26 protein-coding genes and 1 other annotated feature are annotated in these 23,343 nt (G+C 40.6%); of the genes, 22 read left to right on the top strand and 4 right to left on the bottom strand.

Annotated features, from left to right (window positions below; translation table 11 throughout):
- Positions 1-154 precede the first annotated feature (154 nt).
- The 9 genes from ACNJYY_RS14845 (at position 155) to ACNJYY_RS14805 (ending at position 6,865) form a co-directional block, all read left to right on the top strand.
- A complete protein-coding gene (locus ACNJYY_RS14845) occupies positions 155-886 on the top strand; it encodes a peptidoglycan DD-metalloendopeptidase family protein (RefSeq protein ID WP_416729091.1) in 732 nt (243 codons plus the stop codon).
- Entirely contained in the window at positions 879-1,730 is an 852-nt protein-coding gene (locus ACNJYY_RS14840; protein ID WP_416729090.1) for a site-2 protease family protein, read from the top strand. Before ACNJYY_RS14845 ends, ACNJYY_RS14840 begins: the two co-directional genes overlap by 8 nt.
- 29 nt (positions 1,731-1,759) lie before the next feature.
- Positions 1,760-3,247, top strand: a complete 1,488-nt coding sequence (locus tag ACNJYY_RS14835; protein ID WP_416729089.1) for an Rne/Rng family ribonuclease — start codon at positions 1,760-1,762, stop codon at positions 3,245-3,247.
- 46 nt (positions 3,248-3,293) lie between these two features.
- Positions 3,294-3,366: a sequence feature (ribosomal protein L21 leader region), on the top strand.
- 14 nt (positions 3,367-3,380) lie between these two features.
- Positions 3,381-3,689 carry a 50S ribosomal protein L21 gene (rplU, locus tag ACNJYY_RS14830; RefSeq protein WP_066396525.1) on the top strand — a complete coding sequence of 103 codons (309 nt, stop codon included), beginning with the start codon at positions 3,381-3,383 and terminating at the stop codon, positions 3,687-3,689.
- A gap of 5 nt (positions 3,690-3,694) precedes the next feature.
- Positions 3,695-4,048 carry a ribosomal-processing cysteine protease Prp gene (locus ACNJYY_RS14825; RefSeq protein WP_416729088.1) on the top strand — a complete coding sequence of 118 codons (354 nt, stop codon included), beginning with the start codon at positions 3,695-3,697 and terminating at the stop codon, positions 4,046-4,048.
- Positions 4,041-4,331: a 50S ribosomal protein L27 gene (gene rpmA, locus ACNJYY_RS14820; protein ID WP_066239506.1), complete on the top strand. Its 291-nt coding sequence runs from the start codon at positions 4,041-4,043 to the stop codon at positions 4,329-4,331. The genes ACNJYY_RS14825 and rpmA overlap by 8 nt, the downstream gene beginning before the upstream one ends.
- A 128-nt stretch (positions 4,332-4,459) precedes the next feature.
- On the top strand, positions 4,460-4,996 hold the full coding sequence (locus ACNJYY_RS14815; protein ID WP_416729087.1) for a Spo0B domain-containing protein: 537 nt from the start codon (positions 4,460-4,462) through the stop codon (positions 4,994-4,996).
- Between the two features lie 19 nt (positions 4,997-5,015).
- Positions 5,016-6,302, top strand: a complete 1,287-nt coding sequence (gene obgE / locus ACNJYY_RS14810; RefSeq protein ID WP_416729086.1) for a GTPase ObgE — start codon at positions 5,016-5,018, stop codon at positions 6,300-6,302.
- Positions 6,303-6,418: 116 nt separating this feature from the next.
- A complete protein-coding gene (locus tag ACNJYY_RS14805; protein ID WP_137788756.1) occupies positions 6,419-6,865 on the top strand; it encodes an ACT domain-containing protein in 447 nt (148 codons plus the stop codon).
- Positions 6,866-6,905: 40 nt separating this feature from the next.
- On the opposite strand, the gene ACNJYY_RS14800 is transcribed toward ACNJYY_RS14805, so the two are convergent.
- Positions 6,906-7,433: a transcription repressor NadR gene (locus ACNJYY_RS14800; RefSeq protein WP_416729085.1), complete on the bottom strand. Its 528-nt coding sequence runs from the start codon at positions 7,431-7,433 to the stop codon at positions 6,906-6,908.
- Positions 7,430-8,581: an IscS subfamily cysteine desulfurase gene (locus ACNJYY_RS14795; protein ID WP_416729084.1), complete on the bottom strand. Its 1,152-nt coding sequence runs from the start codon at positions 8,579-8,581 to the stop codon at positions 7,430-7,432. The genes ACNJYY_RS14800 and ACNJYY_RS14795 overlap by 4 nt, the downstream gene beginning before the upstream one ends.
- Positions 8,582-8,678: 97 nt before the next feature.
- Between ACNJYY_RS14795 and nadB the strand changes: the two genes are divergently transcribed.
- From nadB to yajC, 12 genes are all read left to right on the top strand, one after another.
- Entirely contained in the window at positions 8,679-10,259 is a 1,581-nt protein-coding gene (gene nadB, locus ACNJYY_RS14790; RefSeq protein WP_416729083.1) for an L-aspartate oxidase, read from the top strand.
- A complete protein-coding gene (gene nadC, locus ACNJYY_RS14785) occupies positions 10,213-11,073 on the top strand; it encodes a carboxylating nicotinate-nucleotide diphosphorylase (protein WP_416731885.1) in 861 nt (286 codons plus the stop codon). Before nadB ends, nadC begins: the two co-directional genes overlap by 47 nt.
- Complete coding sequence (gene nadA, locus ACNJYY_RS14780) at positions 11,048-12,145, top strand: quinolinate synthase NadA (RefSeq protein WP_416729082.1); 1,098 nt, start codon at positions 11,048-11,050, stop codon at positions 12,143-12,145. The genes nadC and nadA overlap by 26 nt, the downstream gene beginning before the upstream one ends.
- 136 nt (positions 12,146-12,281) lie before the next feature.
- A complete protein-coding gene (locus tag ACNJYY_RS14775) occupies positions 12,282-13,889 on the top strand; it encodes a LysM peptidoglycan-binding domain-containing protein (RefSeq protein WP_416729081.1) in 1,608 nt (535 codons plus the stop codon).
- A 55-nt stretch (positions 13,890-13,944) separates the two neighbouring features.
- Positions 13,945-14,862, top strand: coding sequence for a hypothetical protein (locus ACNJYY_RS14770; RefSeq protein WP_416729080.1), 918 nt, complete (start codon positions 13,945-13,947; stop codon positions 14,860-14,862).
- 72 nt (positions 14,863-14,934) lie between these two features.
- A complete protein-coding gene (locus ACNJYY_RS14765; protein ID WP_416729079.1) occupies positions 14,935-15,522 on the top strand; it encodes a YhcN/YlaJ family sporulation lipoprotein in 588 nt (195 codons plus the stop codon).
- A gap of 254 nt (positions 15,523-15,776) precedes the next feature.
- Positions 15,777-16,370 carry a Holliday junction branch migration protein RuvA gene (gene ruvA, locus ACNJYY_RS14760; RefSeq protein ID WP_416729078.1) on the top strand — a complete coding sequence of 198 codons (594 nt, stop codon included), beginning with the start codon at positions 15,777-15,779 and terminating at the stop codon, positions 16,368-16,370.
- Between the two features lie 14 nt (positions 16,371-16,384).
- Positions 16,385-17,386, top strand: coding sequence for a Holliday junction branch migration DNA helicase RuvB (gene ruvB, locus ACNJYY_RS14755; RefSeq protein WP_144698830.1), 1,002 nt, complete (start codon positions 16,385-16,387; stop codon positions 17,384-17,386).
- Positions 17,383-17,574: a DUF2905 domain-containing protein gene (locus tag ACNJYY_RS14750; RefSeq protein WP_144698832.1), complete on the top strand. Its 192-nt coding sequence runs from the start codon at positions 17,383-17,385 to the stop codon at positions 17,572-17,574. Before ruvB ends, ACNJYY_RS14750 begins: the two co-directional genes overlap by 4 nt.
- 336 nt (positions 17,575-17,910) lie before the next feature.
- A complete protein-coding gene (gene queA / locus ACNJYY_RS14745; protein WP_416729077.1) occupies positions 17,911-18,939 on the top strand; it encodes a tRNA preQ1(34) S-adenosylmethionine ribosyltransferase-isomerase QueA in 1,029 nt (342 codons plus the stop codon).
- Between the two features lie 17 nt (positions 18,940-18,956).
- Positions 18,957-20,099 (top strand): tRNA guanosine(34) transglycosylase Tgt, encoded by a 1,143-nt coding sequence (tgt, locus tag ACNJYY_RS14740; protein ID WP_144698836.1) that lies wholly within the window; start codon positions 18,957-18,959, stop codon positions 20,097-20,099.
- A 41-nt stretch (positions 20,100-20,140) separates the two neighbouring features.
- Positions 20,141-20,410 carry a preprotein translocase subunit YajC gene (gene yajC, locus ACNJYY_RS14735; RefSeq protein ID WP_144698838.1) on the top strand — a complete coding sequence of 90 codons (270 nt, stop codon included), beginning with the start codon at positions 20,141-20,143 and terminating at the stop codon, positions 20,408-20,410.
- Positions 20,411-20,434: 24 nt separating this feature from the next.
- Here the strand turns inward: yajC and ACNJYY_RS14730 are convergent, their stop codons facing one another.
- Positions 20,435-20,824 (bottom strand): TIGR04086 family membrane protein, encoded by a 390-nt coding sequence (locus tag ACNJYY_RS14730; protein WP_225218661.1) that lies wholly within the window; start codon positions 20,822-20,824, stop codon positions 20,435-20,437.
- 196 nt (positions 20,825-21,020) lie between these two features.
- Here ACNJYY_RS14730 and ACNJYY_RS14725 point away from each other — a divergent pair, with 196 nt between their 5' ends.
- Positions 21,021-21,680, top strand: coding sequence for a DUF421 domain-containing protein (locus tag ACNJYY_RS14725; RefSeq protein ID WP_191751823.1), 660 nt, complete (start codon positions 21,021-21,023; stop codon positions 21,678-21,680).
- Between the two features lie 19 nt (positions 21,681-21,699).
- Here ACNJYY_RS14725 and spoVB read toward each other — a convergent pair whose 3' ends face one another.
- Positions 21,700-23,250 carry a stage V sporulation protein B gene (spoVB, locus tag ACNJYY_RS14720; RefSeq protein WP_416729076.1) on the bottom strand — a complete coding sequence of 517 codons (1,551 nt, stop codon included), beginning with the start codon at positions 23,248-23,250 and terminating at the stop codon, positions 21,700-21,702.
- Positions 23,251-23,343: the final 93 nt, after the last annotated feature.

The raw sequence follows: 23,343 nt of genomic DNA, 5'->3' as shown, positions 1-23,343 counted from the left end.
GGTCGCCCCATGGAAAGCGCGCAACCTGGAGCGTAAATCAACAACTTACTAAAACGACATAATTTTCATGCTCTAAAATCATCAAACCATTTACTCATATCTCCAACGGACAAGTCATAGGATGTACATATATGAGAAAAATGGAGGAACGGTTATGAAAAATAGAGCAGATGAAATCCGAAAGAAGTACGGTAACATTTCTAAGAACGGCAGTTCAAAAGAAAGTAGTAGCTCGGTTATTCCATCCAGGGACGTACCGGAAAAATCTCATCCTCTATTCAACCGTCATGCTATGTTAATGCAGATCATGTTTTCCATTATCTTATTCTTAATAGTAGGAATCGCATTTAAGAATAATAATGACCATACCGTACAGGCACAAAAGTTTGTCAAACACGTCTATCAAGAAGAGTTTCAGTTTGCGGCTGCAAAAGATTGGTATGAAGATAAATTTGGGAAACCGCTGGCTTTGTTCCCAAAAGATAAGTTACAGAAAGAGAAGAAAACAGAAGAAGTCAGTGAAGTATTTGCTGTTCCTGCAGATGGTAAAGTGTACGAGACGTTTAGTACAAACGGCAAAGGAATTGTTATTGAAACGGGTAAAGAAGAAGATGTTGAAACAGCGAAAAGTGGTTACATCGTGTATGCTGGGAAAAAGGAAGATCACGGATATACGGTAATTATTCAACACGCAGATGAACAAGAATCGTGGTATGGAGATCTTAAGGAAATTGATAAGTCCATCAAACTATACAATTACGTAGAGAGCGGAACGCGATTAGGTAAAGTGTCAGAGAGCAAGGATGGCAAGTCGGGTACATTTTATTTTGCGATAAAAAAAGATAAAAGCTTTATTGATCCTAGTAAGGTGATTGATATTGATTAATTTAATAATCGAATTCATACGAAAAATAAAGATCAATCCCGCCTTCTGGGTTGTCATTTTTGGTGCAGTCTATACAGGGCACTTCAGGGAGATCATCGTTTGGTTTTTCGTAGTTCTAATTCATGAGATGGGTCATTTTGCTGGTGCCCGTCTTTTTAATTGGAGAGTTTCAAGAATAGATCTTCTTCCTTTTGGAGGAGCGGCAGTAGTTGAAGAACATGGAACACGTCCATTTCATGAGGAGGTATGGGTGGCTGTTCTAGGTCCGCTTCAGCACATTTGGCTCACGGGCGCCGCTTATGTCTTAAGTCTGTCAAACATCATCTCTGCTGTTGATTTCTATTGGTTTTTTCTTTTGAATCTAACGCTTTTCTTGTTTAATCTTCTTCCGATATGGCCACTTGATGGTGGGAAAGTGCTATTTGCGTTTGTCTCGAAATGGGTTCCATACAGGGATGCGCAGCAGAAGTTTTTAATAGGTTCTGGAGTATTGTTACTAATTTGTAGTGTTTGGCAGATTTCATTACAGCCATCACACTTAAACCTTTGGGTAATCTGCCTTTTCTTAGGGTTAGCTCATATTCTAGAATGGCGCAGCAGACATTATGTATTCATACGATTCTTGCTGAACAGATTACAGCAATCAAACGTTAATGATACCCGTACGCTTATCGTTCCGCCAACATGGTCACTCTCAAAAGTCACCCATCACTTAGTAAAAGGAGTTTCGCATTCTATCGTCATCAAGAACATTAATCCTACAACAATCAATGAGAAGCAACTTTTAGAAGCTTATTTTTATAATCATTCTCCTGAGTGTGCAATCGGTAAAGTTTTTCGTTAGAATAGATACAGAGCGAAAAACAGGGAGATGTGAATGGAACGATGCAGCGTGTAGTAATCAATGCGATAGGAATGGAAAAACGAACGGCTTTATTGGAGAATGAAAAGCTGGTTGAATGCGCAGTTCATAGACCAACAAAAAGTCCGTCAACAGGAAACATCTATAAAGGAAAAGTACAAAAGGTTTTACCAGGTATGCAAGCGGTGTTTGTAGATATTGGAACGAGCAAGAATGGCTTTCTTCATAAAGATGATCTGCCTGCTTTTCAACAGCTTCCTGGTGAAGAACAAAAGAAAGTATCCATTTCAAACCTTATAAAAGAAGGGGAATCGATCCTTGTACAAGTCGTTAAAGAAGAGACTGGAGATAAAGGTGCCAAATTAACAGCCCTCATCTCGTTTACAGGACATCTTCTCGTTTATTTTCCTTTCACACCTCACATTGGAATATCAAAAAAAATAAAAGAATCTCATCGCGCAAAGCTGCAGGACTGGGGAGATTCTGTCATAAATAGCAACGAAGGATTGATCATTCGAACGGGTTGCGAAGAATTTCCTGAAGTAGAAATGAATCAAGAGCTTGAGAGCCTGAGAAGACAGTTAAATGAAGTGCAAAAAACCTTTGATACCAAAAAGGCACCTGCTCTTATTGTACAACCATATTTTTTCTATCCACTTTTGGAGAGATGGCTCAATCCCCACGTCGAAGAAATTTTAGTGGATGACTATAATACGTATCATCAAGTCAAAGAGTATGCTGCGTCTTTTCAAAATCCACTTTCCGTTACACTATATAATGAAAAAGAACCACTCTTTCGTAAGCTAGGAATTGAAACGGATATCGAAAAAACACTTTCACCACTTGTATGGTTGAAGAACGGGTCTTCACTATATTTTAATGTGACTGAAGCTTTAACGGCGATTGATGTAAATACCGGTAAGTACACTGGAAAAAAGGATCGATTGAAGACTGTAGTTGAAACGAATAAGATCGCTGCAATAGAAATTATGAAACAGCTTCGACTGCGTAATATTGCCGGCATGATCGTCATTGACTTTATTACGATGCAATCAAACGAAGACAAAGAACAAGTCCACAAAATTATGCGTGAAGCTTTAAAGAAAGATTCTGCTACCATGATTTTGCATGGCTTTACGAAAATGGGTTTGTTTGAGATGACTAGAAAAAAAGAAAGACCTTCATTACTTGAGACTCTTGCTACAAAGATCGATCGCCATATGATGGATGGATATATACTGCGGCCTGAAACCTTTTATTATGAGATGGATCGTATAATGAAAGAATACACATACGAAGATCATGACGCCTTATGGATGGAAGTGCCAAGCCACTTTTCTGAATGGCTGAAGAAAAACCCTGAAAAGCTGAAGCATCTTGAAAAACAGCATGAGATTTCTGTGATCGTATCTAGCGGTTCGTCAAACCGGGAAATGTCAGTCAGACAATCAGGAAAAATAGATGAAATAAGAAGCAGGATGTTGAAAGATACACATTGACATGAGGGTGCCAAACATGGTATCCTTTTTTCGTTAGTGTTTGGAGCACCCGCTCCAACCGCACAGACCAGGTTTTAAGTATTTTATATACACCTGGGATGGCGAGTCTGAGTATAAGAGGAGGTGCACGTTGATGTACGCAATTATTCAAACTGGTGGTAAGCAAGTTCGAGTTGAAGAAGGTCAAGCAATCTATGTTGAAAAACTAGATGTTGAAGCTGGAGCGTCAGTAACATTCGAGGATGTATTGATGGTAGGTGGAGATAGCTTGAAAGTAGGAGCTCCTTTAGTTGAAGGTGCTACAGTTACGGCAACAGTTGAAAAACATGGCCGTGGCGAAAAAGTGGTTGTCTACAAGTTTAAGGCGAAGAAGAACTACCGCCGTAAGCAAGGACACCGTCAACCATACACAAAAGTTGTGATTGAAAAAATTAACGGGTAATTCTCATGATTCTAGTTTCTATATACAGGAACAAAGATCAAGACATACTTTCGTTTACGATGGAAGGACATGCTGATTATGCTCCACATGGCCAAGACTTGGTTTGTGCAGCAGCTACAGCGGTGTCGTTCGGTACGATCAATGCGATAGAAAAACTTTGCGGCTATGAGCCAGAAGTGACTACTCATGAAGATGGTGGTTTTCTAACGTTAAACGTACCGGGAAATCTTAATGATTCTATACATCAAAAAACACAGTGGCTTTTGGAAGGCATGGTTGTATCCCTTGCTTCAATTGAAGAAGGATACAGCGAGTATATAAAATTGACTGAACATGAAGGAGGTGCAACGAATGCTTAAATTAAACCTTCAATACTTTGCCTCTAAAAAAGGGGTAGGTAGCACAAAGAATGGTCGTGACTCACAGTCTAAGCGTCTAGGCGCTAAGCGTGCTGATGGACAATTCGTTTCTGGTGGTTCAATTCTTTACCGTCAACGTGGTACTAAGATCTATCCTGGTACAAACGTAGGTAAAGGCGGAGATGACACACTATTTGCTAAGGTAGACGGAGTTGTACGTTTCGAACGTTATGGCCGTGACCGCAAAAAGGTAAGTGTTTACCCAATCGCGCAAGAAGCGTAAGAGGGAGATGAAAACTCTAACCAGATTGGTTAGAGTTTTTTCTTTGCTTTGTTAGTGTATTAAGTACTGCGCTAAATTTGTTGGTGTGAGGTATAGCCCTATTAAAAGGAAAGGCTAGGAGTGCGATGATGTCAAACAAATGGACAACTGTCGATCTTTTGCGCCACGCCAGGCATGACTGGCTTAACCAGCTACAGCTTATTAAAGCAAACCTATCACTTGGCCGCACAGAGCGGGCAAAAGAGATTATGAATGAAGTTATTGAACTATCACGGGAAGAATCAAGAATCTCTAACCTGAAAACCCCGAATTTATCGGAGTACTTATTAACATATAACTGGTTGAAGCATCCGGTGAAATTGTATGGAAAAGTAAATGGTGAAAGCGGGGATTTCAGCTTATTTGAAAAGGAATTGTTACATACGACGAAAGAAGTATGTGATGTGTTGAATAATTCCATTTCGGGTTATGATGAATACTCACTTACTGTTACATTTGATCCTGCAGCTCTTCGAGTTTGTTATACCTTTCAAGGGATGCTAACAGATGAGAAGGATACGTATGAAGTATTGAGAAATATTTTTTCAACACATAAAAGCATGTTACTCATCGAAAGCTATAATCAGGAAAATAAGTGTTATTTTGATATTCAGTTAACTTCCTAATGGAAGGAGGAGAATTTAAATGTTTGTCGATCAGGTCAAGATTTATTTAAAAGCAGGTGACGGCGGAAACGGAATGGTTGCATTTCGCCGTGAAAAATACGTTCCAGACGGTGGTCCTGCTGGTGGTGACGGAGGAAAAGGAGCAAACGTAATCTTTGAAGTTGAAGAAGGATTACGAACGCTTATGGACTTTCGTTACAACCGTCATTTTAAAGCCCCTCGAGGTGAACATGGTATGTCTAAGGGCATGCATGGAAAAAAAGCGAACGATATGATTGTTAAAGTTCCTCCTGGTACTGTTGTGACAGATGCTAATACAGGAGAAACGATTGCTGATCTCGTTCATCATCAGCAGCGAGCGATCATCGCTAAAGGCGGTCGAGGCGGCCGTGGAAACACACGTTTTGCTACTCCAGCAAACCCAGCTCCGGAGATTGCCGAGAACGGTGAACCAGGCGAAGAACGAGAAGTAACATTAGAATTGAAAGTCTTAGCTGACGTAGGTTTAGTAGGGTTTCCGAGTGTAGGGAAATCAACTTTCTTATCGATCGTTTCAGCAGCTAAGCCAAAAATTGCTGAATACCATTTTACAACGATCACTCCTAACTTAGGTGTTGTTGCGGTTGAAGATGGAAGAAGCTTTGTAATGGCTGACCTTCCAGGTTTGATCGAAGGTGCTCACGAAGGTGTTGGACTCGGTCATCAATTCTTAAGACATATTGAACGAACACGTGTTATTCTTCATGTTATCGATATGTCTGGAATGGAAGGGCGAGATCCTTATGATGATTTCGTAAAAATCAACGATGAGCTTAATCAGTACAACATGCGATTAATGGAGCGTCCTCAAATAGTTTTAGCTAACAAAATGGACATTCCAGGTGCTGAAGAAAACCTTGAGATCTTCAAAGAGAAAGTGGGAGAAGACGTAAAAGTATTCCCAATTTCTGCGATTTCTCGTCAAGGTATCAGAGAAGTCCTTTTCACAACAGCTGATACTCTAGAGGTTACGCCTGAGTTCCCACTGATTCATGATGATGGTGGAGAACAGCAAAGGGTGCTATATAAGCATGAAAAAGAAGATGCTGGTTTCTATATTACTCGTGATCCAGCAGGTATTTTTGTTATCAATGGTCCAAAGATTGAAAAGCTGTTTAAGATGACAGACTTTTCTCGAGAAGAAGCAACAAAGCGTTTTGCAAGACAGATGCGTACTCTTGGAGTAGACCAAGCGTTACGTGACCGTGGAGCAGAGCATGGCGATGTTGTTCGAATCCTCAAATATGAGTTTGAATTTATCGATTAAAAGAAGGCAGCCTATCGTGTAGGCTGTCTTTATTTTATACAAATGTCCGTGTGAGATAGACATAGGAAGCCAATCCTATTATAATAAAGGTAAGAAAGTCACCGGAGGAAAGCCAAATGAAAAATGACCAGCAATATTATATGGTAAGAGAAGATGTTTTGTCTGAATCTATGCAAAAAGCGCTGGAAGCAAAGTCTCTCTTAGATCGAGGAAAAGTTAAAACAGTCGCAGAAGCCGCAGAAAAAGTTGGCTTGAGCCGAAGTGCATTTTATAAATACCGTGATGGAATCTTTCCGTTTCATACGATGGTAAAAGAAAAAATTATTACACTTTCCATTCACTTAGAAGACAGATCTGGTGCCCTGTCGAGCCTGTTAACAGTTGTTGCTTCCCAAGGGTGCAACGTTTTAACGATCAATCAGACGATTCCGTTGCAGGGACGTGCACATATTACATTAACGATCGAAACAAACATGCTTCAAGGAGATATGAAGGACTTGTTAAGCACATTAAACCGTATGGAAACGGTTGAACGAGTTGAAGTAGTAGGAACCGGCGCATAAAAAAATCCCTGGCTTATACAGCCGGGGATTTCTTTTTACCTTATAATAAAAATCCTTTTTCCTTTAAAGCACCACAAACTTTATCGAGTTTCTCTTCAGAGTCTGATGAGAGAGTGTGCATGTGGATGCCCTCTGTTAATTCACTTAAAAGACTGGCATTCGTATCTCTTAGACGTTTGATCAAATCTTCAACATCCTTACGCGTTGAGAGTTTGAGTGAAGCTTTTATATCTCCATAAACAGGGTGTTCAACGGTCACATCTTCGACTGTAACTCCGTAATCCACGATTGTTATGAGTTCGTTTGTTGTTTCTTCTGGTGGATGATTGGCAGCAATCACACGCGAATATTTCTTGTTTGAGTCGTTCTTCAGGTAAATATAGCCTTGAGCTGTTGCCATGATCGGCTCACCGCTTGCTTTTAAAAGTGACATGTCTTGTACGATAACTTGTCTGCTCACATTCGTTCTACTGGCGAGAATAGAACCACTAAGTGGCTTGTCAGCTTTCATCAGCCACTCTATGAGCTGCGAACGTCTATCATCACCTTTTAATTTCTCGTTACTCATCTTGTTATTACCTCACTAACCGATCTGAAGTTATTTGTTATTTCAATAAGTACTTTGCCAAGTAAAGTAATTTCTTCAGAAGTTGTTTGATGACTAGTCGATATTCGGACTAATTCATGAGCTTCACTCTCAGTTCTTCCAAGTGCAAGTAAGGTTTTAGAAGGTGCCTGCTGTCCGTTCTTGCATGCTGATCCTGTTGAAACAGCGATTTTTAATCGATTAAGCTCTTGCATCATGATCTGACCTTCCATCCCTTTAGCCCGGATTGGAATGATGAAAGGAGAGCTGTCATCAAAGCCTTCAAAGACTATGTTCTTATTTGTAAGTATAGACGATATGAGTAGTTTTCGCATGTCAACAGCATGCTGATAGTGTTCATTCTGTAGTTGAAATGCCTCTTCTGCTGCTGTTACAAAAGCTGTTACTGACGGGAGATCAACGGTACCTGCTCGGAATCCCCGTTCATGCGTGACCTCAGCTAGAAGAGGAGCTATATGAACAGAAGGTGAAATGTATACAGCACCGGTTCCTTTTGGTCCGTTTATCTTGTGTGCAGACATAGTAAAAGCATCAATATTCATAGATTGAAAATAACTTTTATTCCATTTTCCGAATGATTGAACACAATCACTATGAAACAGAACGCCACGATCCTTTAAAAGTTTACCGATCTCTCTAATATTCTGAACGATCCCCGTTTCGCTGTTCACATGCTGAATGGTGACTAGAACAGTATCTGGTCGAATAGAAGACAGCAAGGTATTGATTGAGACCTTTCCATTTTTTTGTACGGGTATTCTTGTTATCTCATACCCGTTCTTCTCTAAGAATTTAAGAACATAATCAACAGAAGGGTGTTCGATACTTGATGAGATAATGTGTTTTCCTTTATAGTTTGCTCCATGTGCTAAAGAAGTAATAGCCAGAAAATTACCATCAGATCCCCCGCCAGTAAAATAGATTCCCTCACTTTCTTTACCTAACAAGTCAGCTAAAGAACACCGAGCATGTTCCAATAAATCGCGAGCTGCCAGACCACCCTCGTGAAGACTCTCTGTATTTTGGAAATACGTTTTTGAAGTTTGTACGAAAGCGTTAAGCGCTGAATCAGACAATGGTGAAGTTGCTGCATAATCAAGATATATCAAGGTTTCCACCTCAGTTTTAATAAAATTGTTGTATCTAGTTTAAATCTATGTAAATATAGGTGTCAAGACACGTGTAAAGTTGAGGTGTTATGTGTTTATGAAACATATTGAAGCAGATGTTTTAATTATTGGCGGAGGAATCGCTGGATTGATGGCTGCTGAATATTTAAGTTCGCATAAGAATGTGATAGTTATCACAAAGTTTTCTGCAGAGAAATCAAATTCTTTTTTGGCTCAAGGGGGAATTTCTGCAGCTATAGATAAAGAGGACTCTTGGGCGGAGCATTTTTTAGATACTCTCAAGGCGGGGCACCATCATAATGATCAAGAGGCTGTCAAACAACTTGTGAAAGAAGGAGAAAGTGTCGTTCGTACACTTACTGAATGGGGAGTATGCTTTGACAGACATGAGAACGGTTCTATTATGTTGGGTAAAGAAGGCGGACACCATCGAAACCGTATTGTTCATGCTGGAGGAGATCAAACAGGTAAAAAAGTGATAGAAGCTTTAATTAGACGAGTAAGAAGTAAGGTTAAGATGGTCAGCCATCAATATGCCGTTGACTTGATCATACAAGATCAAAAGTGTATTGGTGTGTATTGTAAGGATGACGAAAATCAGACCAAGATCTTTCAAGCTGAAAAGACAATATTGGCAGGTGGAGGTTATGCGGGGATCTATGGAACGAACTCAAATGCATATGGATCGGATGGGAGCGTTCTAAGCATGGCTTACCGTGCCGGAGTAGAACTTTCGGACTTGGAGTTTGTCCAATTCCATCCAACCCTTTTATCAGGAAGAGTTCCTGCAGGATTGATCACCGAAGCTGTTCGTGGCCAGGGTGGAATATTGGTCAATTCGAGTGGTGTTCCATTCATGAAGGATGTTCATCCGTTAAAAGACCTTGCACCGCGAGATATCGTATCTAAGAGACTCTTTCAAGAGATTCACGTTCAGGGTGAGAAAGTTTTCTTGGATATTTCTTCGATTAAAGAATTTAAAAGTAAATTTCCTGGGGTGACGATGCTTTGCGAGAATGCTGGTATCGATTTGAATAAAGGGCTGATACCTGTATCACCTGGTGCGCATTTTACGATGGGTGGTATCGTTACAGATCAAACCGGAAAGACCTCGTTGCGAGGGCTGTATGCTATAGGAGAGTGCGCGAATACGGGTGTACATGGTGCAAATCGGTTGGCTAGCAATTCTCTTCTTGAAGGAGCAGTTTTTGCAAAAGAAGCAGCAAAAAGTATTCTTTCATCAGAGGGAACCGAAACGCGGCCTGCCATTATAAAAAGAAAGATGTCGAACGATGAGAAATCCATTCAACAACGAAATCTTCTGCAAGAAGAAGAGATTCAACGTCTTATGGATAAATATGCGGGCATCGTCAGAAGCAAAAAAGAGTTGATGAATGCCGCAGAAACTCTGGACCTCCGATCTTGGAAAACTGAACTGCTCAAAGAACCCCTCCCTGTGATCAAGAGATTCAACATGCAGACCATCGCATGGTTGACAGTAACAAGTTGCCTGAAGAGAGAAGAAAGCAGAGGAAGTCATTATCGCAATGATTTTCCTTCTCAGAACAATGAATGGAACTCAAAAAAAATAATAAGGAGTTTGTGGCATGATGAATCCATTATTGCTGAAAAAACAGCTGCAGGAATTTTTAATTGAAGATATTGGATCAGGAGACTTGTCAGCGTCTCTTTTTGAAGATCATACAGAAGTCACCGCAACGATTATGGCGAAAGAAAATGGAGTAATGGCAGGTGGACAAATTTTATCTATTGGATATGAATTGATTGATAGCAGCATACAAACGAGTATCTTTGTCAACGAAGGAGAGAAGTTTGCTGCAGGAACAGCATTAGCTGAGATTACGGGGAGAAGACAGAGTGTTCTATCTGGTGAAAGAGTCATACTAAACCTTCTGCAACGTCTGTCAGGTATAGCGACGATCACAGCTAAAGCAGTCTCTTGTTGTGAAGGTGAAACTCGTATTTGTGATACCAGAAAGACGACACCAGGATTAAGAATGCTTGAAAAGTATGCGGTCCGATGCGGAGGAGGATACAATCACCGGTTTGGACTCTACGATACCGTGATGCTAAAGGATAATCACTTAGCGGGATTTCCTTCTATTCGAGAAGCGGTTGAAACAGCGCGTAAAAAGTGTGGACACACCGTAAAGATAGAAGTAGAAACAGAGACGGAAGAACAAGTGATCGAAGCTGTCTTAGCTGGAGCGGATATTATCATGTTTGATAATTGCAGCCCACAAGAGATTAAACAAAGACTTACACATGTACCTTCAAGTATTATAACGGAAGCCTCTGGCGGGATTACACTGGATGAGATTAAGAAGTATAGTGAAACCGGCGTTGACTACATTTCTCTCGGTTACTTGACTCACTCTTATAAAGCACTAGATATTAGCATGAATGTTAAAGGAGTTGTAAAACATGACGTTATTAAAAACGTTTTCTAAAACAAATGTATTACCAGATCGATATAGCACCATGTCAGTTGAAGAAATGGAAGCTAGGGTTCACGAGATTAAAAGCAGCTTAGGAACGCGTTTGTTCCTTCCGGCTCATCATTATCAAAAAGATGAAATCGTTCAATTTGCAGATGTTACAGGTGACTCTCTTCAGCTTGCAAAAATTTCTGCAGAGAATAAAGATGCTGACTTTATCGTTTTCTGTGGTGTCCATTTTATGGCTGAAACAGCTGACATGTTGAGCACTGACAATCAGATAGTTATACTGCCAGATTTGAAAGCAGGTTGTTCGATGGCGGATATGGCGAATATTCATCAAACAGAGAGAGCTTGGATCGAACTTCAAAAAATCTTTGGTGATACGATCCTGCCACTTACTTATGTAAACTCAACTGCTGAGATAAAAGCATTTTGTGGGAAGAATGGCGGGGCTACTGTTACTTCTTCAAACGCTAAAAAGATGGTAAGCTGGGCTTTCGATCAAAAAGAAAGATTGCTTTTTCTTCCCGATCAGCATTTAGGAAGAAATACTGCATTTGATCTAGGTATAGCACTAGAAGATATGGCGATCTGGGATCCGATCTCAAACCGATTGATCTATGACGGTACGGATATCGAACAAATTAAAGTGATCCTATGGAAAGGGCATTGTTCTGTTCATGAGAAGTTTACCGTAGATCAGATTGCAGACTTTAGAGAGAATCATTCAGAGTTTCAGATTATTGTTCATCCAGAATGTACGCATGAGGTTGTAAGAGCTAGTGACTTGAACGGATCTACTCATTTTATTATTGAGACGATCAAACATGCAGAACCAGGAACAAGCTGGGCTGTCGGAACAGAGATGAATCTTGTAAACAGATTGGCTCAACAGTTCAGTGACAAGAAGATCGTCTCATTAAATCCGAATCTCTGTCCATGCCTTACGATGAATCGTATAGATCTGCCACACTTGTTATGGTCACTTGAAAATGTTATAGACGGAAATGTAGAAAACGTAATTAAAGTAGATGAAGAAACAAAAAAATATGCAATCACAGCATTGAACCGGATGATGTAGTGTTTCTCCCCCTGTCATAACCTCCTTTTATGAGGCATAAATTGATAAAGGAATAATGTCACTTCTAATACGATGTAGCAATATGCCCAAATGTTCATATACTGTAAGGAAATTTGGCAGGAGGGAGTTTTGCAGCGTGAGAATACACATTGTGCAAAAAGGGGACACACTCGATAAGATTGCTGAAAAATACGATGTACCAGTAAATGAATTAAGAAAAGCAAATCCAGGTTTCTCAAAAACAGATGTAATTGAACGGGGGGAAAAGGTTAAAATCCCGATCAAGATGCCTGGTATGAAGAAAGAACAGCCTATTGTTCCGGTTAAAGAAAAACCGAAACCAATTGCACCTGTTCAAGAGACTCCGAAGCCAGCGCCGGTTAAGCCTGCTCCAAAGAAACCAGCGCCGGTAAAGCAAGAAATGAAGCCGGCACCAATGAAGCCGGCACCAATGAAGCCTGCCCCATTAAAACCAGCACCAACAAAGATGGAAAAGAAAGATGCTCCGATGAAAAAGGATGCACCGTCGAAAAAAGATGTTCCCATGAAAAAAGATGTTCCTATGAAAAAAGATTCACCAATGAAAAAAGATGTTCCAATGCTAAAAGATCAACCGATGAAAGCACCGATGAAACAGCCTATGGCACCTATTCATGATAAAGATTTTGCTGGAATGGTGGAGTCCTCAAATCTAGGGCATTATGTTCCGATGGGATACCCAAATCAGCAACCAAACATAGCGAACATGCCGAATATGGCAAATCAACCAAACATAGCGAACATGCCAAATATGGCAAACCAGCCAAATATGGCGAACCAACCTAATATGCCAAACCAACCAAATGTGGCGAGCAAGCACGGGATATATGCAGGAAAAGACGGCTACGCGCCAAATAAACATCCATTTTTAATGGAAGAATCATCTGGAATGATGCAGAACATGTATGGTTCTATGCCTCCAATGTTTCCTAAACCACAAACCTATTCCCAAATGCCACAGGGTTATGGAATGATGCCGCCACAAGGGTTCAGCGGAATGCCGCAACTTTATGGTGGCGGATACCCTCAAGGTGGTCAACAAGGTGGAGGCAGTATGCAGCAGGGAGGTTCTATGCCTTTTGGAGAATACCCTGATTCAGATATGGATCAAATGCCTTCCGGAGAATATACACCTGGCGGTCAACAAATGCAAGATATGCAAATGGGAATGCAACAGCCAGGATCAATGGGCATGATGCCTATGGGTATGCCACAAGGATTTAGTGGAATGCCACAGATGGGTCAAATGGGAATGGGTATGATGCCGCAAGGCGCGGGAATGCCAGGAATGGGTCAGATGGGTATGATGCCACAAGGTGGTGGAATGCCAGGAATGCCGCAGATGGGTATGATGCCGCAAGGTGGTGGAATGCCGGGAATGCCGCAGATGGCTATGATGCCTCAAGGCGCGGGAATGCCAGGAATGGGTCAGATGGGCATGATGCCGCAAGGCGCGGGAATGCCAGGAATGGGTCAGATGGGTATGATGCCACAAGGCACGGGAATGCCAGGAATGCCGCAGATGGGTATGATGCCGCAAGGTGCGGGAATGCCAGGAATGGGCCAGATGGGTATGATGCCGCAGGGCGGTGGAATGCCTGGGATGCCTCAACAGATGCCACAAGGTATGCCTAACCCTTATTCACAAGCTCAATCTCGTGAAATAGATGAGAATTTTACGGAAGAAACGGAAGAAGATGAATAGGGACGTAAGGGACGATTTCCAAGGGGATCGTCTTTTTTTAAAAAAGATGAATGAAATGGGTCTTGATGTGCTTGACTTTGGTTTTTTTCGAGAGAACGTTATCTGGATTAAAACCAAACAAGGAAAATTTGTTTTAAAAGGGTTCAACCGATCCGAAACTTGCAGCAAACAATTGAAGCTCTCTAAACTGTATCATGGGCAAAAGCCTAGGATTATGGGCACTTATACCGCATTTCCGAATCAGAAAAAAACCGTTCAATTCGGAAAATACATTTGGGCAATCATGCCGTTTTATAAAGGAGAAGGTCTTCATTTTGGCAAAAAGGACGATGTGAAAGCTGGAGTTGAGGCGATCAGCCGTTTTCATTCTTTCTCAAAACATATACCGGCACCACTCTATGAACAATTGTCTTCATATTCTTTGTTTAAAAAATGGAGTGACAGATTGGACGCCTTTAAATTTCATGCACGATCTGCAAATTGGAATCATCAGATGCAACCTTTAATTTCTGAAATCATAATGTGGGGAGATTGGAGCTTAAGTCATTTTGATCATGAAGCTGTAAAAACGCTGGAGAAAAAAGCATATAAGAAAAAAGAAATTACACATGGCGATGTTGCTCCACATAATTTTGTGAAGTATAAAGATAAAGACACGTATCTGATTGACTTTGACCTTTTTGCAGCGGTTCCTCAAGCCTTTGATTGGCTGCAGTATGCAAATCGAATCTTACCGTTTTGGCATTGGTCTTACGCTAAGATGGAAGAGTTTGGTAATGAGGATTTCTTAAAATATTTTACTAAAAAATGGTTTGTTATTTGCTTAGTATTTCCTACAGACCTCTATCGAGAATGGAATAGGGCCCTTAAAACGGGTGACAAGGAAATGATTGAAGCTGTAACAAGGTTTACGTTGCGAGATTTTTCTCACAGAAAAAAATTTGTTGAAAAGATAATGAAGAGGATGAGTTAACAATCATCCTACATTTAACAGATTAATTAGAGCCTTCTTCTGCCAAGCTAATGGTGAAAGGAGGTTTTTCCATTGAACTTTTTAGGGAAATCACTTACAGTATCAATCCTAGCAGTAGGTCTTGTAGGCTGTAATGGTGTAAATGAATCACAGGATAAGAATGACAACGATGTTCGACCGATTGGGTACTACTCCAATGAGGGAGATAATCGTGGTGATCTTGACCGCGGTAATGGATTCATAACTGATATGGCTGATCGAGATGTAAATGATCATACTGCAACTTACCATGAAGACTATGATGGTAAACTTGCTGAACGTATTGCGAAAAATGTCAATGACATCCGGGGTGTAGACGATGCTCACGTTATTCTTGAGGATAACAACGTCATTGTAGGAATAGACACGGATAATAAGAAGAGGACGGAACTAACTAAAAAAGTTAGAGAGATCACTTCTAAATTGGCACCAAATCGTGATGTGAAAATTGTAGCTGATCGAGATATGGTTGACCGCATTGAGAACGTTGATAACGATCTGCGAGATGGCCGTGCTTACACGGAAGTTGAATCAGATGTTCGCGGAATCAGCAACGATATCGTAAATGCCGGCAGTGACCTTGGAAATGCGATAAAACGTCCTTTCGAAAACAACCGCTAGAATAAAAAAGAACTGTCAGAAGTTAATTCAACTTTTGATCAGTTCTTTTTTTGTTGTTTATGAAACCTCCTTCTTTTTTAAAAGTATGTAAAAGAGTTTCTTATTTAAATTTCATCTGAAAGTGTACAAAATACGTCTTCAACGGACGTTCACAAAGTAATCAAATTCACTTTTTATAAGGAATTAAGGGAGAGCCTATGATACAATAAGCAATAGAAACATACGCTCGTGTTTAGCGTTAGGGAGAGAAGAATTTGATTGAAAGTATTTCTGGAAATGTAGATTACATAACGGCAGAATATATTGTTATTAACAATAATGGAATCGGATATAAAATTTTATGTCCAAATCCGTTTATTTATAAATTAAACGATCAAAAAACGGTATATACGTATCAATATGTTCGTGAGGATATACTGGCACTTTATGGTTTTAAGAATAGAAAGGAACGCGATTTGTTCTTAAAATTATTGAACGTGTCTGGAATCGGTCCAAAGGGAGCATTAGCGATCGTTGCCTTCGGTCAGCCTGAGCAGGTGGTCAATGCGATCGAACAGGAAGATGAAAAGTTCCTAACGAAATTTCCTGGTGTAGGAAAGAAGACGGCACGTCAGATGATCTTAGATCTGAAAGGTAAGATCTCAATCTTCGCTGATGTAGAATTCATGGATGGACTTTTCGCAGATGTTGAACCAGAGAGTGATGAACTTGACGAAGCGCTTGAAGCTCTTGCTGTCTTAGGTTATGGCAGAAAAGAAATCCAAAGAATTCTTCCGGATCTGAAAAAAGAAAAGATGTCAGCAAACGAATATGTTAAAGCGGCATTAAAGAAGTTAATGAATTCATAAGGACGTGAGGATGTATGGAAGAGAGAATTGTTTCTTCAGAGGAACGTCGAGATGAAGCAAATATCGAGTTAAGCCTGCGCCCTGAACTATTAGACGAGTATATTGGACAAACCTCCGTAAAGGATAATTTGCGGATTTTTATTAAAGCTGCAAAACTTCGCAACGAACCTCTTGATCATGTGCTTTTGTACGGACCTCCTGGTTTAGGTAAGACCACGCTGGCATCGATCATTGCAAACGAGATGGAAGTTAACTTGAGAACAACTAGTGGACCAGCTATTGAACGGCCTGGTGACCTGGCAGCGATCCTAACATCGTTAGAACCAGGTGATGTGCTGTTCATCGATGAAATTCACCGATTATCTCGTGCCATAGAAGAGATTTTATATTCGGCAATGGAAGACTTTTGTTTAGATATCGTGATCGGAAAAGGAGAGGTTGCAAGATCTGTGAGGTTAGACTTGCCTCCTTTCACATTGATCGGCGCGACCACAAGAGCGGGTTCTTTATCAGCTCCTCTCCGAGATCGTTTCGGGGTACTTGCAAGGCTGGAATATTATAAGCCGGATGAGCTAGGTGAGATCGTAAGGCGAACAGGTGATGTCTTTGGGGTCAGAGTAGATGACTTATCTGCTGAAGAGATCGCGAGAAGATCAAGAGGTACACCGAGGATCGCAAACCGTTTGTTACGTCGTGTCAGAGATTTTGTGCAGGTTGAAGGCAAGGATACGATTTCTTTGCCAATCTGTCAGAAAGCTTTAGAACTTCTGCAAGTAGACCGTTTAGGTTTAGACCATATTGACCATAAATTATTACTAGGGATCATTCACACGTATAAAGGCGGTCCTGTAGGTCTAGAGACCATTTCGGCTACAATAGGTGAAGAATCGATGACGATTGAAGATGTTTATGAGCCGTATCTTCTTCAGATTGGCTTTTTACAGCGTACTCCACGTGGACGGATGGTAACAGAACAGGCCTATCAATACTTTGGACTGGAGGCTTCCGCAGATTGAACAAACTGTTAATCGTTGCAGGAATCGTCCTAATTATTATAGGATTAGTAGGGACGTATATCGGTAAACTTCCTGGAGATATGGTTTGGAAAAAAGGAAACACGACCGTTTATTTTCCAATCATGACATCCATTATCATCAGTGTTGTACTTTCCTTGATCTTCATGATCATAGGTCGATTTAAATAGAAAGTTATTGCAACTTTGCTCTTGAAGTGGTTGATTTCCACTCGGGTTGCTCGCTTTCCGCGGGGTGTGAGGTGAGCCTCATAGCTTTTAGGAGACTCACCTGTCTAGCTACAGTGGCTAGCTCCTCGAGGTCAAAAGTCAATCGGTCATGAAGGCAAACAAACGCCTTCTTAGACCGTTCGCCTTTCGCTTGTTGAGCTGAACGAGCCACTATCGCTTTTTGAACTGTCCCGCTGATCCCACAGGAGTCTTGCACCCTACGTTCCAATCAACCTGTCATGGGGACGAGCAAAGTTTACTTAGAAAAGTGCTATATAGAAAGCAGGAATACATTACATGAACGTAAATGATTTTGATTTCCATCTACCTGAGGAATTAATTGCGCAAACACCGCTTGAGAACCGCACTTCCTCAAGGTTGATGGTGTTAGATAGATCACAAGAAACAATTGAACATAAACATTTTTATGATTTGAAAAATTTTTTAAAAGCAGGAGACTGTCTTGTCTTAAATGACACACGTGTTCTTCCGGCAAGACTTTTCGGGCAAAAATCTGATACAGGTGGAAAAGTAGAGGTGCTTCTTTTAAAAGAAGAAGGCAACGACACTTGGGAAACCCTTGTTAAGCCAGCAAAAAGAATAAAACCTGGAACGGAAATCTCATTTGGAGACGGCCGTTTAAAAGCAGTTTGTACAGGTGAGAGTGACCATGGAGGCAGACAGCTAAAGTTTATTTATGAGGGAATTTTCTATGAACTTCTCGATGACCTTGGTCAGATGCCACTTCCACCATATATTAAAGAACAGTTAGAAGAAAAAGATCGTTATCAGACTGTTTATGCTGTACATCAAGGTTCTGCAGCTGCTCCAACCGCGGGACTGCATTTTACGACAGAATTGATCGAAGAGATTAAAGCTATAGGTGTACATGTAACGTTCATTACTCTTCACGTCGGTTTAGGCACGTTTCGTCCTGTTAGTGTAGAGAATGTTCTGGAGCATGACATGCATGCAGAATTTTATCAAGTCACAAAAGGAACAGCGGAACTGTTAAATGGGGTTAAAGAAGCTGGAGGAAGAATTATTACTGTTGGAACAACGAGTACACGAACACTTGAAACGGTAGCAAATAAATTCGATGGCAAGTTTAAAGAAGATTCTGGTTGGACAGATATCTTTATCTATCCTGGTTATACGTTTAAGGCGATCGATGGATTGATTACAAATTTCCATCTTCCAAAATCAACATTAATCATGTTGGTGAGCGCATTAGCCTCAAAAGATTTCGTTTTAAGAGCATATCATGAAGCCGTTGAAGAAAAGTATCGCTTTTTCAGTTTCGGTGACGCGATGCTTATACTTTAAGGGGGATATAATTTAAGATGAAACCAGCAGTAACATATGAATTAATAAAAACGTGCAAACAATCAGGTGCAAGATTAGGGAAAGTTCATACTCCGCACGGAACATTTGAAACACCTATCTTCATGCCGGTGGGAACATTAGCAACAGTAAAAACGATGAGTCCTGAAGAACTTAAAGAGCTTGGAGCAGAGATCATTCTGAGCAATACGTATCACCTATGGTTACGTCCTGGTCATGATATCGTAAAAGAAGCTGGTGGTCTTCATAAATTTATGAACTGGGATCGTCCGATTCTTACAGATTCAGGCGGCTTTCAAGTCTTCTCATTAAGTGATCTGAGAGAGATCAAAGAAGAGGGTGTTCACTTCAGAAATCATCTGAGCGGTGAAAAGCTTTTCTTAAGCCCTGAGGGTGCAATGGAGATTCAGAACGCGCTAGGTTCTGATATTATGATGGCGTTTGATGAGTGTCCGCCTTATCCTGCAGAATATGATTATATGAAAGCTTCTGTTGAACGAACAAGCCGTTGGGCTGAACGCTGCTTAAAAGGACATGCTCGACCTGAAGATCAAGCCCTTTTTGGTATCGTGCAAGGTGGAGAATACGAAGAGCTTAGAAAACAGAGCGCGAGAGATCTTGTATCGCTCGATTTCCCGGGTTATGCAGTCGGGGGCTTATCAGTAGGTGAACCGAAAGATGTGATGAATCGTGTCTTAGATTTTACAACGCCTCACCTCCCAGAAAACAAACCGCGTTATCTGATGGGCGTAGGGTCTCCTGACTCACTTATTGATGGAGCGATTCGTGGAATCGACATGTTTGACTGTGTATTGCCAACGCGTATCGCTAGAAACGGTACGTGTATGACAAGTGAAGGAAGGCTAGTGGTCCGTAACGCGAAGTATGCAAGAGATTTCCGTCCGATCGATGAAAAGTGTGACTGTCATGTTTGCCGAACTTACTCTAGAGCTTATATTCGTCACCTTGTAAAAGCGAACGAAACATTCGGCTTCCGATTAACAAGTTACCATAACCTATATTTTTTGGTAAACTTAATGAAGCAAGTAAGACAAGCGATCATGGAAGACAGACTTCTTGATTTTAGAAATGAATTCTTTGAAATGTATGGGTTCAACAAACCGAACGCGCGTAATTTCTAAAAAATGTAAAATGTTTTACTTATAGAAAGGGGTGAAATAGTATGGGAAACCTTGGAGGAATATTGCCGATTATCTTAATGTTTGCAATTTTTTATTTTCTGTTGATCCGACCGCAGCAAAAGAGACAAAAAGCGGTTCGTGAGATGCAGTCTAACCTTAAAAAGGGCGACAAAGTTGTAACGATCGGTGGACTACACGGAACACTAGACAGCATCGATGATAACATCGCTGTTATTCGTTCGAACGATGGCGCAAAGTTAACATTCGATCGTAATGCGATCCGTGAAGTAAAAGAAGAAGCAGTATTATAACAAAAAGACCCGTTCATACGGGTCTTATTTATATGTTTGCTTATGACTGCTTAAGTTGACACCCATGATGCCACCGATGATTGCTAATAAAAGAAAAAGAGCATGATACATATACTGAGAGGAGTTGAACGTACTTTGATAGCCTAAGTATTGCACAAGAAAAACAAAAAAAGAAAACAAGAGACTTGTACCTCCACCTAACAGCCAACCTTTACTCTGACCTTTCTTACCTGATATCAACCCACCAATAAATAATGATAAAAAAGAAAGACCTACTGTCACCCATTTTAACGACCCTTCTGTTAGCCCTGTAAACCGCAGCAATAGTGAGAGCACTAAACTGCAAAGCATGATCATTAGCAGAACAGCAATCAGACCCCGTCCCATAGAAGAAGCCATGTGTTTAATCCCCATCTTTGATCCTCCTTATCCCTAGAAGCTTTCTATATACTTTATTCAGACAACGGAAAAATTAGAAGTACAAGCAAGTATTTTCCCTTTCGTTTCCATTGGTTTTTATTTGGCAAAACCTGCGTATCATGTTTTTTCATATCTGTGCCACACTAAGAAATGGAATGAACATGTAACGTACTATGGAAGGAGGGGAATCATGGAACTGTATACGATTATTTTCAGGACGCTTTTTATCTATTTTTTAATCATGGTTATCTTTCGAATGATGGGAAAACGCGAGATGGGAAAGTTATCGATTATTGACTTTGTTGTTTCGATCATGATCGCAGAATTAGCCGTAATCTCAATTGAAGATCCTACGATTCCCATGTTGAATTCCCTCGTGTCCATCTTTGTCTTGTTGAGCATCCAGCTTATTTTGGCTCTTGTTTCATTAAAGAGCAGAAGGATGAGAGAGATCGTTGACGGTAAACCTTCATTAATCATAAAAGAAGGACAAGTGGATGAACATGAGATGAAGAAGCAGCGGTACAACTTTGATGATCTTTTAACTCAATTACGTGAGAACAATATTAGAAGTTTGAACGAAGTTGAATTTGGAATCTTAGAAACAACGGGCAAACTCTCAATAATAAAAAAAGATGAGGAATCTGAAAATACACCGATCCAAATGATCATGCCTCTAATTTTGGACGGAAAGATCTTAGAAGATAATCTTGAAAAAATGGATAAGACGTCTTTTTGGTTAAGACAAGAGTTAAAGAAGGTTGGATTTAAAGAGATAAAGAACATTTCGTTCTGTACACTGAATGAAGATGGGACATTATATGTTGACGAACTGAACAGTAAAAAATAAAACAGCCAAACTGGCTGTTTTAGATCCATCTTTTGATGAAAGGTATGTGTTTAAGATCTTCTTTACCTAAAAGTTTAAAGAAGACGAGAACAAACAAATAGATACCGCATGTTGCGGTTACGCATATTGTTAGACCTTGTATGGGGGAAAACTGCGGCATCATGTACTGATACAGATAAACTGCCACTCCTCCTGTTATAAAGATCGAAAGCAGGCATAAAACAAAATCTTTTACCACGATCGTATAACTGATGGCTTTGATGACTGTAGCAAAATGAAGCAGAGTAACGACGACGATACTGATCACGATTCCAAGTGCTGCTCCCATAATCCCAAACTCGGGTCGGGTAGCTAGAGCAAAAATCGCTGTTAACTTTACAAGAGCACCAATGAGACTGTTGATCATTGCGGAACGGGCCAGATTCAAAGCTTGAAGTACGGCTTGTAACGGACCTTGAAAATAAAGGAAAAAGAAAAAAGGTGTCATGATCTTTACATAGGACGCGGAAGCCGGTGAATCATACATTAAGTCCATGATCGGTACCGCGTATACATACATAATTACGGCCGCAATACCGCCAGATAACATGGAGAGCCTGAGTGCTTGATTCAGACGATGTTCAATTAAGTGGTATTTTTTTTGTGCGTTCGCTTCACTGATAGCAGGTACTAAAGAGATCGAAAGAGAATACGTAATGAACGTTGGCAGAAACAAAAGTGGTATAACATAACCTGCAAGTTCTCCGTATTGCGCAGTGGCAACAGCCGTAGTGATTCCAGCGATCGCTAAACTATTTGCCACTACAATTGGTTCAAAAAAGTAGGAAATAGAACCGATCAATTGACTCCCCGTTGTTGGGAGAGCGATATTAAGGAGGTCTTTCATCGTTTCATGACCTTGCTTCAACTGCTTAAAAAATCCTTTTCGGATGCGCATCTTCTTTTTCACTTTAAACATGGAAAACATATAAAGAAGTGATGCGAGCTCACCGATAATAACAGAGATCATTGCGCCAGCTGCCGCATATTCTACGCCGTATGGAAGAAATAGACCTGTTAATAATGCTACGAGAGCAATTCGGACCACCTGTTCGATGACCTGTGAATAAGCAGAAGGTCTCATGTTCTGAAGACCTTGAAAATACCCTCTTAAAACCGAGGAGACTGCGATGACAGGTACTACAGGTGCGATGGCGAGCAACGGCCAAATCGTACGATGATCAGTAAAGAAGTATTCTGCTAATAACGGAGCAGCGATAAACAAAGCGATCGTGATCACAATGCTTAAAATTCCTGTGATGGCTAAAGATACGATCAAAATTTTTCTTACTTTCGAACGATCTCCTGTCGCATCTGCTTCTGCTACTAGTTTTGATATGGCGATCGGCAGACCTAGCCTTGTTAACGTTACGGCTAATAAGAACGTAGGCACTGCCATCATATAGAGGCCGACACCTTCGTGACCCATGACACGAGCCATGACGATTCGATTAACGAAGCCGAGTATTTTTGTTACTAGACCTGCTAATATTAGCAGAATCGTTCCTTGCACGAGTGTTTGTTTTGTCATCTTAACCTGTCCCTTCTTGGACAATCTTATATATCACTATATGCAAGTAGAGTGAACCGTCATGACAGCTTGTTTTATCTCGAAAGGAGAGAC

Source organism: Fictibacillus tiangongensis (assembly GCF_048083785.1).
GTDB lineage: Bacteria > Bacillota > Bacilli > Bacillales > Fictibacillaceae > Fictibacillus.
Note: the sequence above shows the minus strand (reverse complement) of the source record. Positions and strands in the feature narration are given on the sequence as shown.

Excerpts from the sequence above, each read along its gene's own strand:
- ACNJYY_RS14800 (WP_416729085.1), bottom strand. The coding sequence starts at position 7,433 with ATGAGTAACGAGAAATTAAAAGGTGATGATAGACGTTCGCAGCTCATA.
- rplU (WP_066396525.1), top strand. The coding sequence starts at position 3,381 with ATGTACGCAATTATTCAAACTGGTGGTAAGCAAGTTCGAGTTGAAGAA.
- ACNJYY_RS14805 (WP_137788756.1), top strand. The coding sequence starts at position 6,419 with ATGAAAAATGACCAGCAATATTATATGGTAAGAGAAGATGTTTTGTCT.
- nadB (WP_416729083.1), top strand. The coding sequence starts at position 8,679 with ATGAAACATATTGAAGCAGATGTTTTAATTATTGGCGGAGGAATCGCT.
- nadA (WP_416729082.1), top strand. The coding sequence starts at position 11,048 with ATGACGTTATTAAAAACGTTTTCTAAAACAAATGTATTACCAGATCGA.
- tgt (WP_144698836.1), top strand. The coding sequence starts at position 18,957 with ATGAAACCAGCAGTAACATATGAATTAATAAAAACGTGCAAACAATCA.
- rpmA (WP_066239506.1), top strand. The coding sequence starts at position 4,041 with ATGCTTAAATTAAACCTTCAATACTTTGCCTCTAAAAAAGGGGTAGGT.
- ACNJYY_RS14730 (WP_225218661.1), bottom strand. The coding sequence starts at position 20,824 with ATGGGGATTAAACACATGGCTTCTTCTATGGGACGGGGTCTGATTGCT.
- spoVB (WP_416729076.1), bottom strand. The coding sequence starts at position 23,250 with ATGACAAAACAAACACTCGTGCAAGGAACGATTCTGCTAATATTAGCA.
- ACNJYY_RS14770 (WP_416729080.1), top strand. The coding sequence starts at position 13,945 with ATGGGTCTTGATGTGCTTGACTTTGGTTTTTTTCGAGAGAACGTTATC.
- ACNJYY_RS14845 (WP_416729091.1), top strand. The coding sequence starts at position 155 with ATGAAAAATAGAGCAGATGAAATCCGAAAGAAGTACGGTAACATTTCT.
- ACNJYY_RS14815 (WP_416729087.1), top strand. The coding sequence starts at position 4,460 with ATGTCAAACAAATGGACAACTGTCGATCTTTTGCGCCACGCCAGGCAT.
- nadC (WP_416731885.1), top strand. The coding sequence starts at position 10,213 with ATGAATCCATTATTGCTGAAAAAACAGCTGCAGGAATTTTTAATTGAA.
- obgE (WP_416729086.1), top strand. The coding sequence starts at position 5,016 with ATGTTTGTCGATCAGGTCAAGATTTATTTAAAAGCAGGTGACGGCGGA.
- ACNJYY_RS14725 (WP_191751823.1), top strand. The coding sequence starts at position 21,021 with ATGGAACTGTATACGATTATTTTCAGGACGCTTTTTATCTATTTTTTA.
- queA (WP_416729077.1), top strand. The coding sequence starts at position 17,911 with ATGAACGTAAATGATTTTGATTTCCATCTACCTGAGGAATTAATTGCG.
- ruvB (WP_144698830.1), top strand. The coding sequence starts at position 16,385 with ATGGAAGAGAGAATTGTTTCTTCAGAGGAACGTCGAGATGAAGCAAAT.
- yajC (WP_144698838.1), top strand. The coding sequence starts at position 20,141 with ATGGGAAACCTTGGAGGAATATTGCCGATTATCTTAATGTTTGCAATT.
- ACNJYY_RS14825 (WP_416729088.1), top strand. The coding sequence starts at position 3,695 with ATGATTCTAGTTTCTATATACAGGAACAAAGATCAAGACATACTTTCG.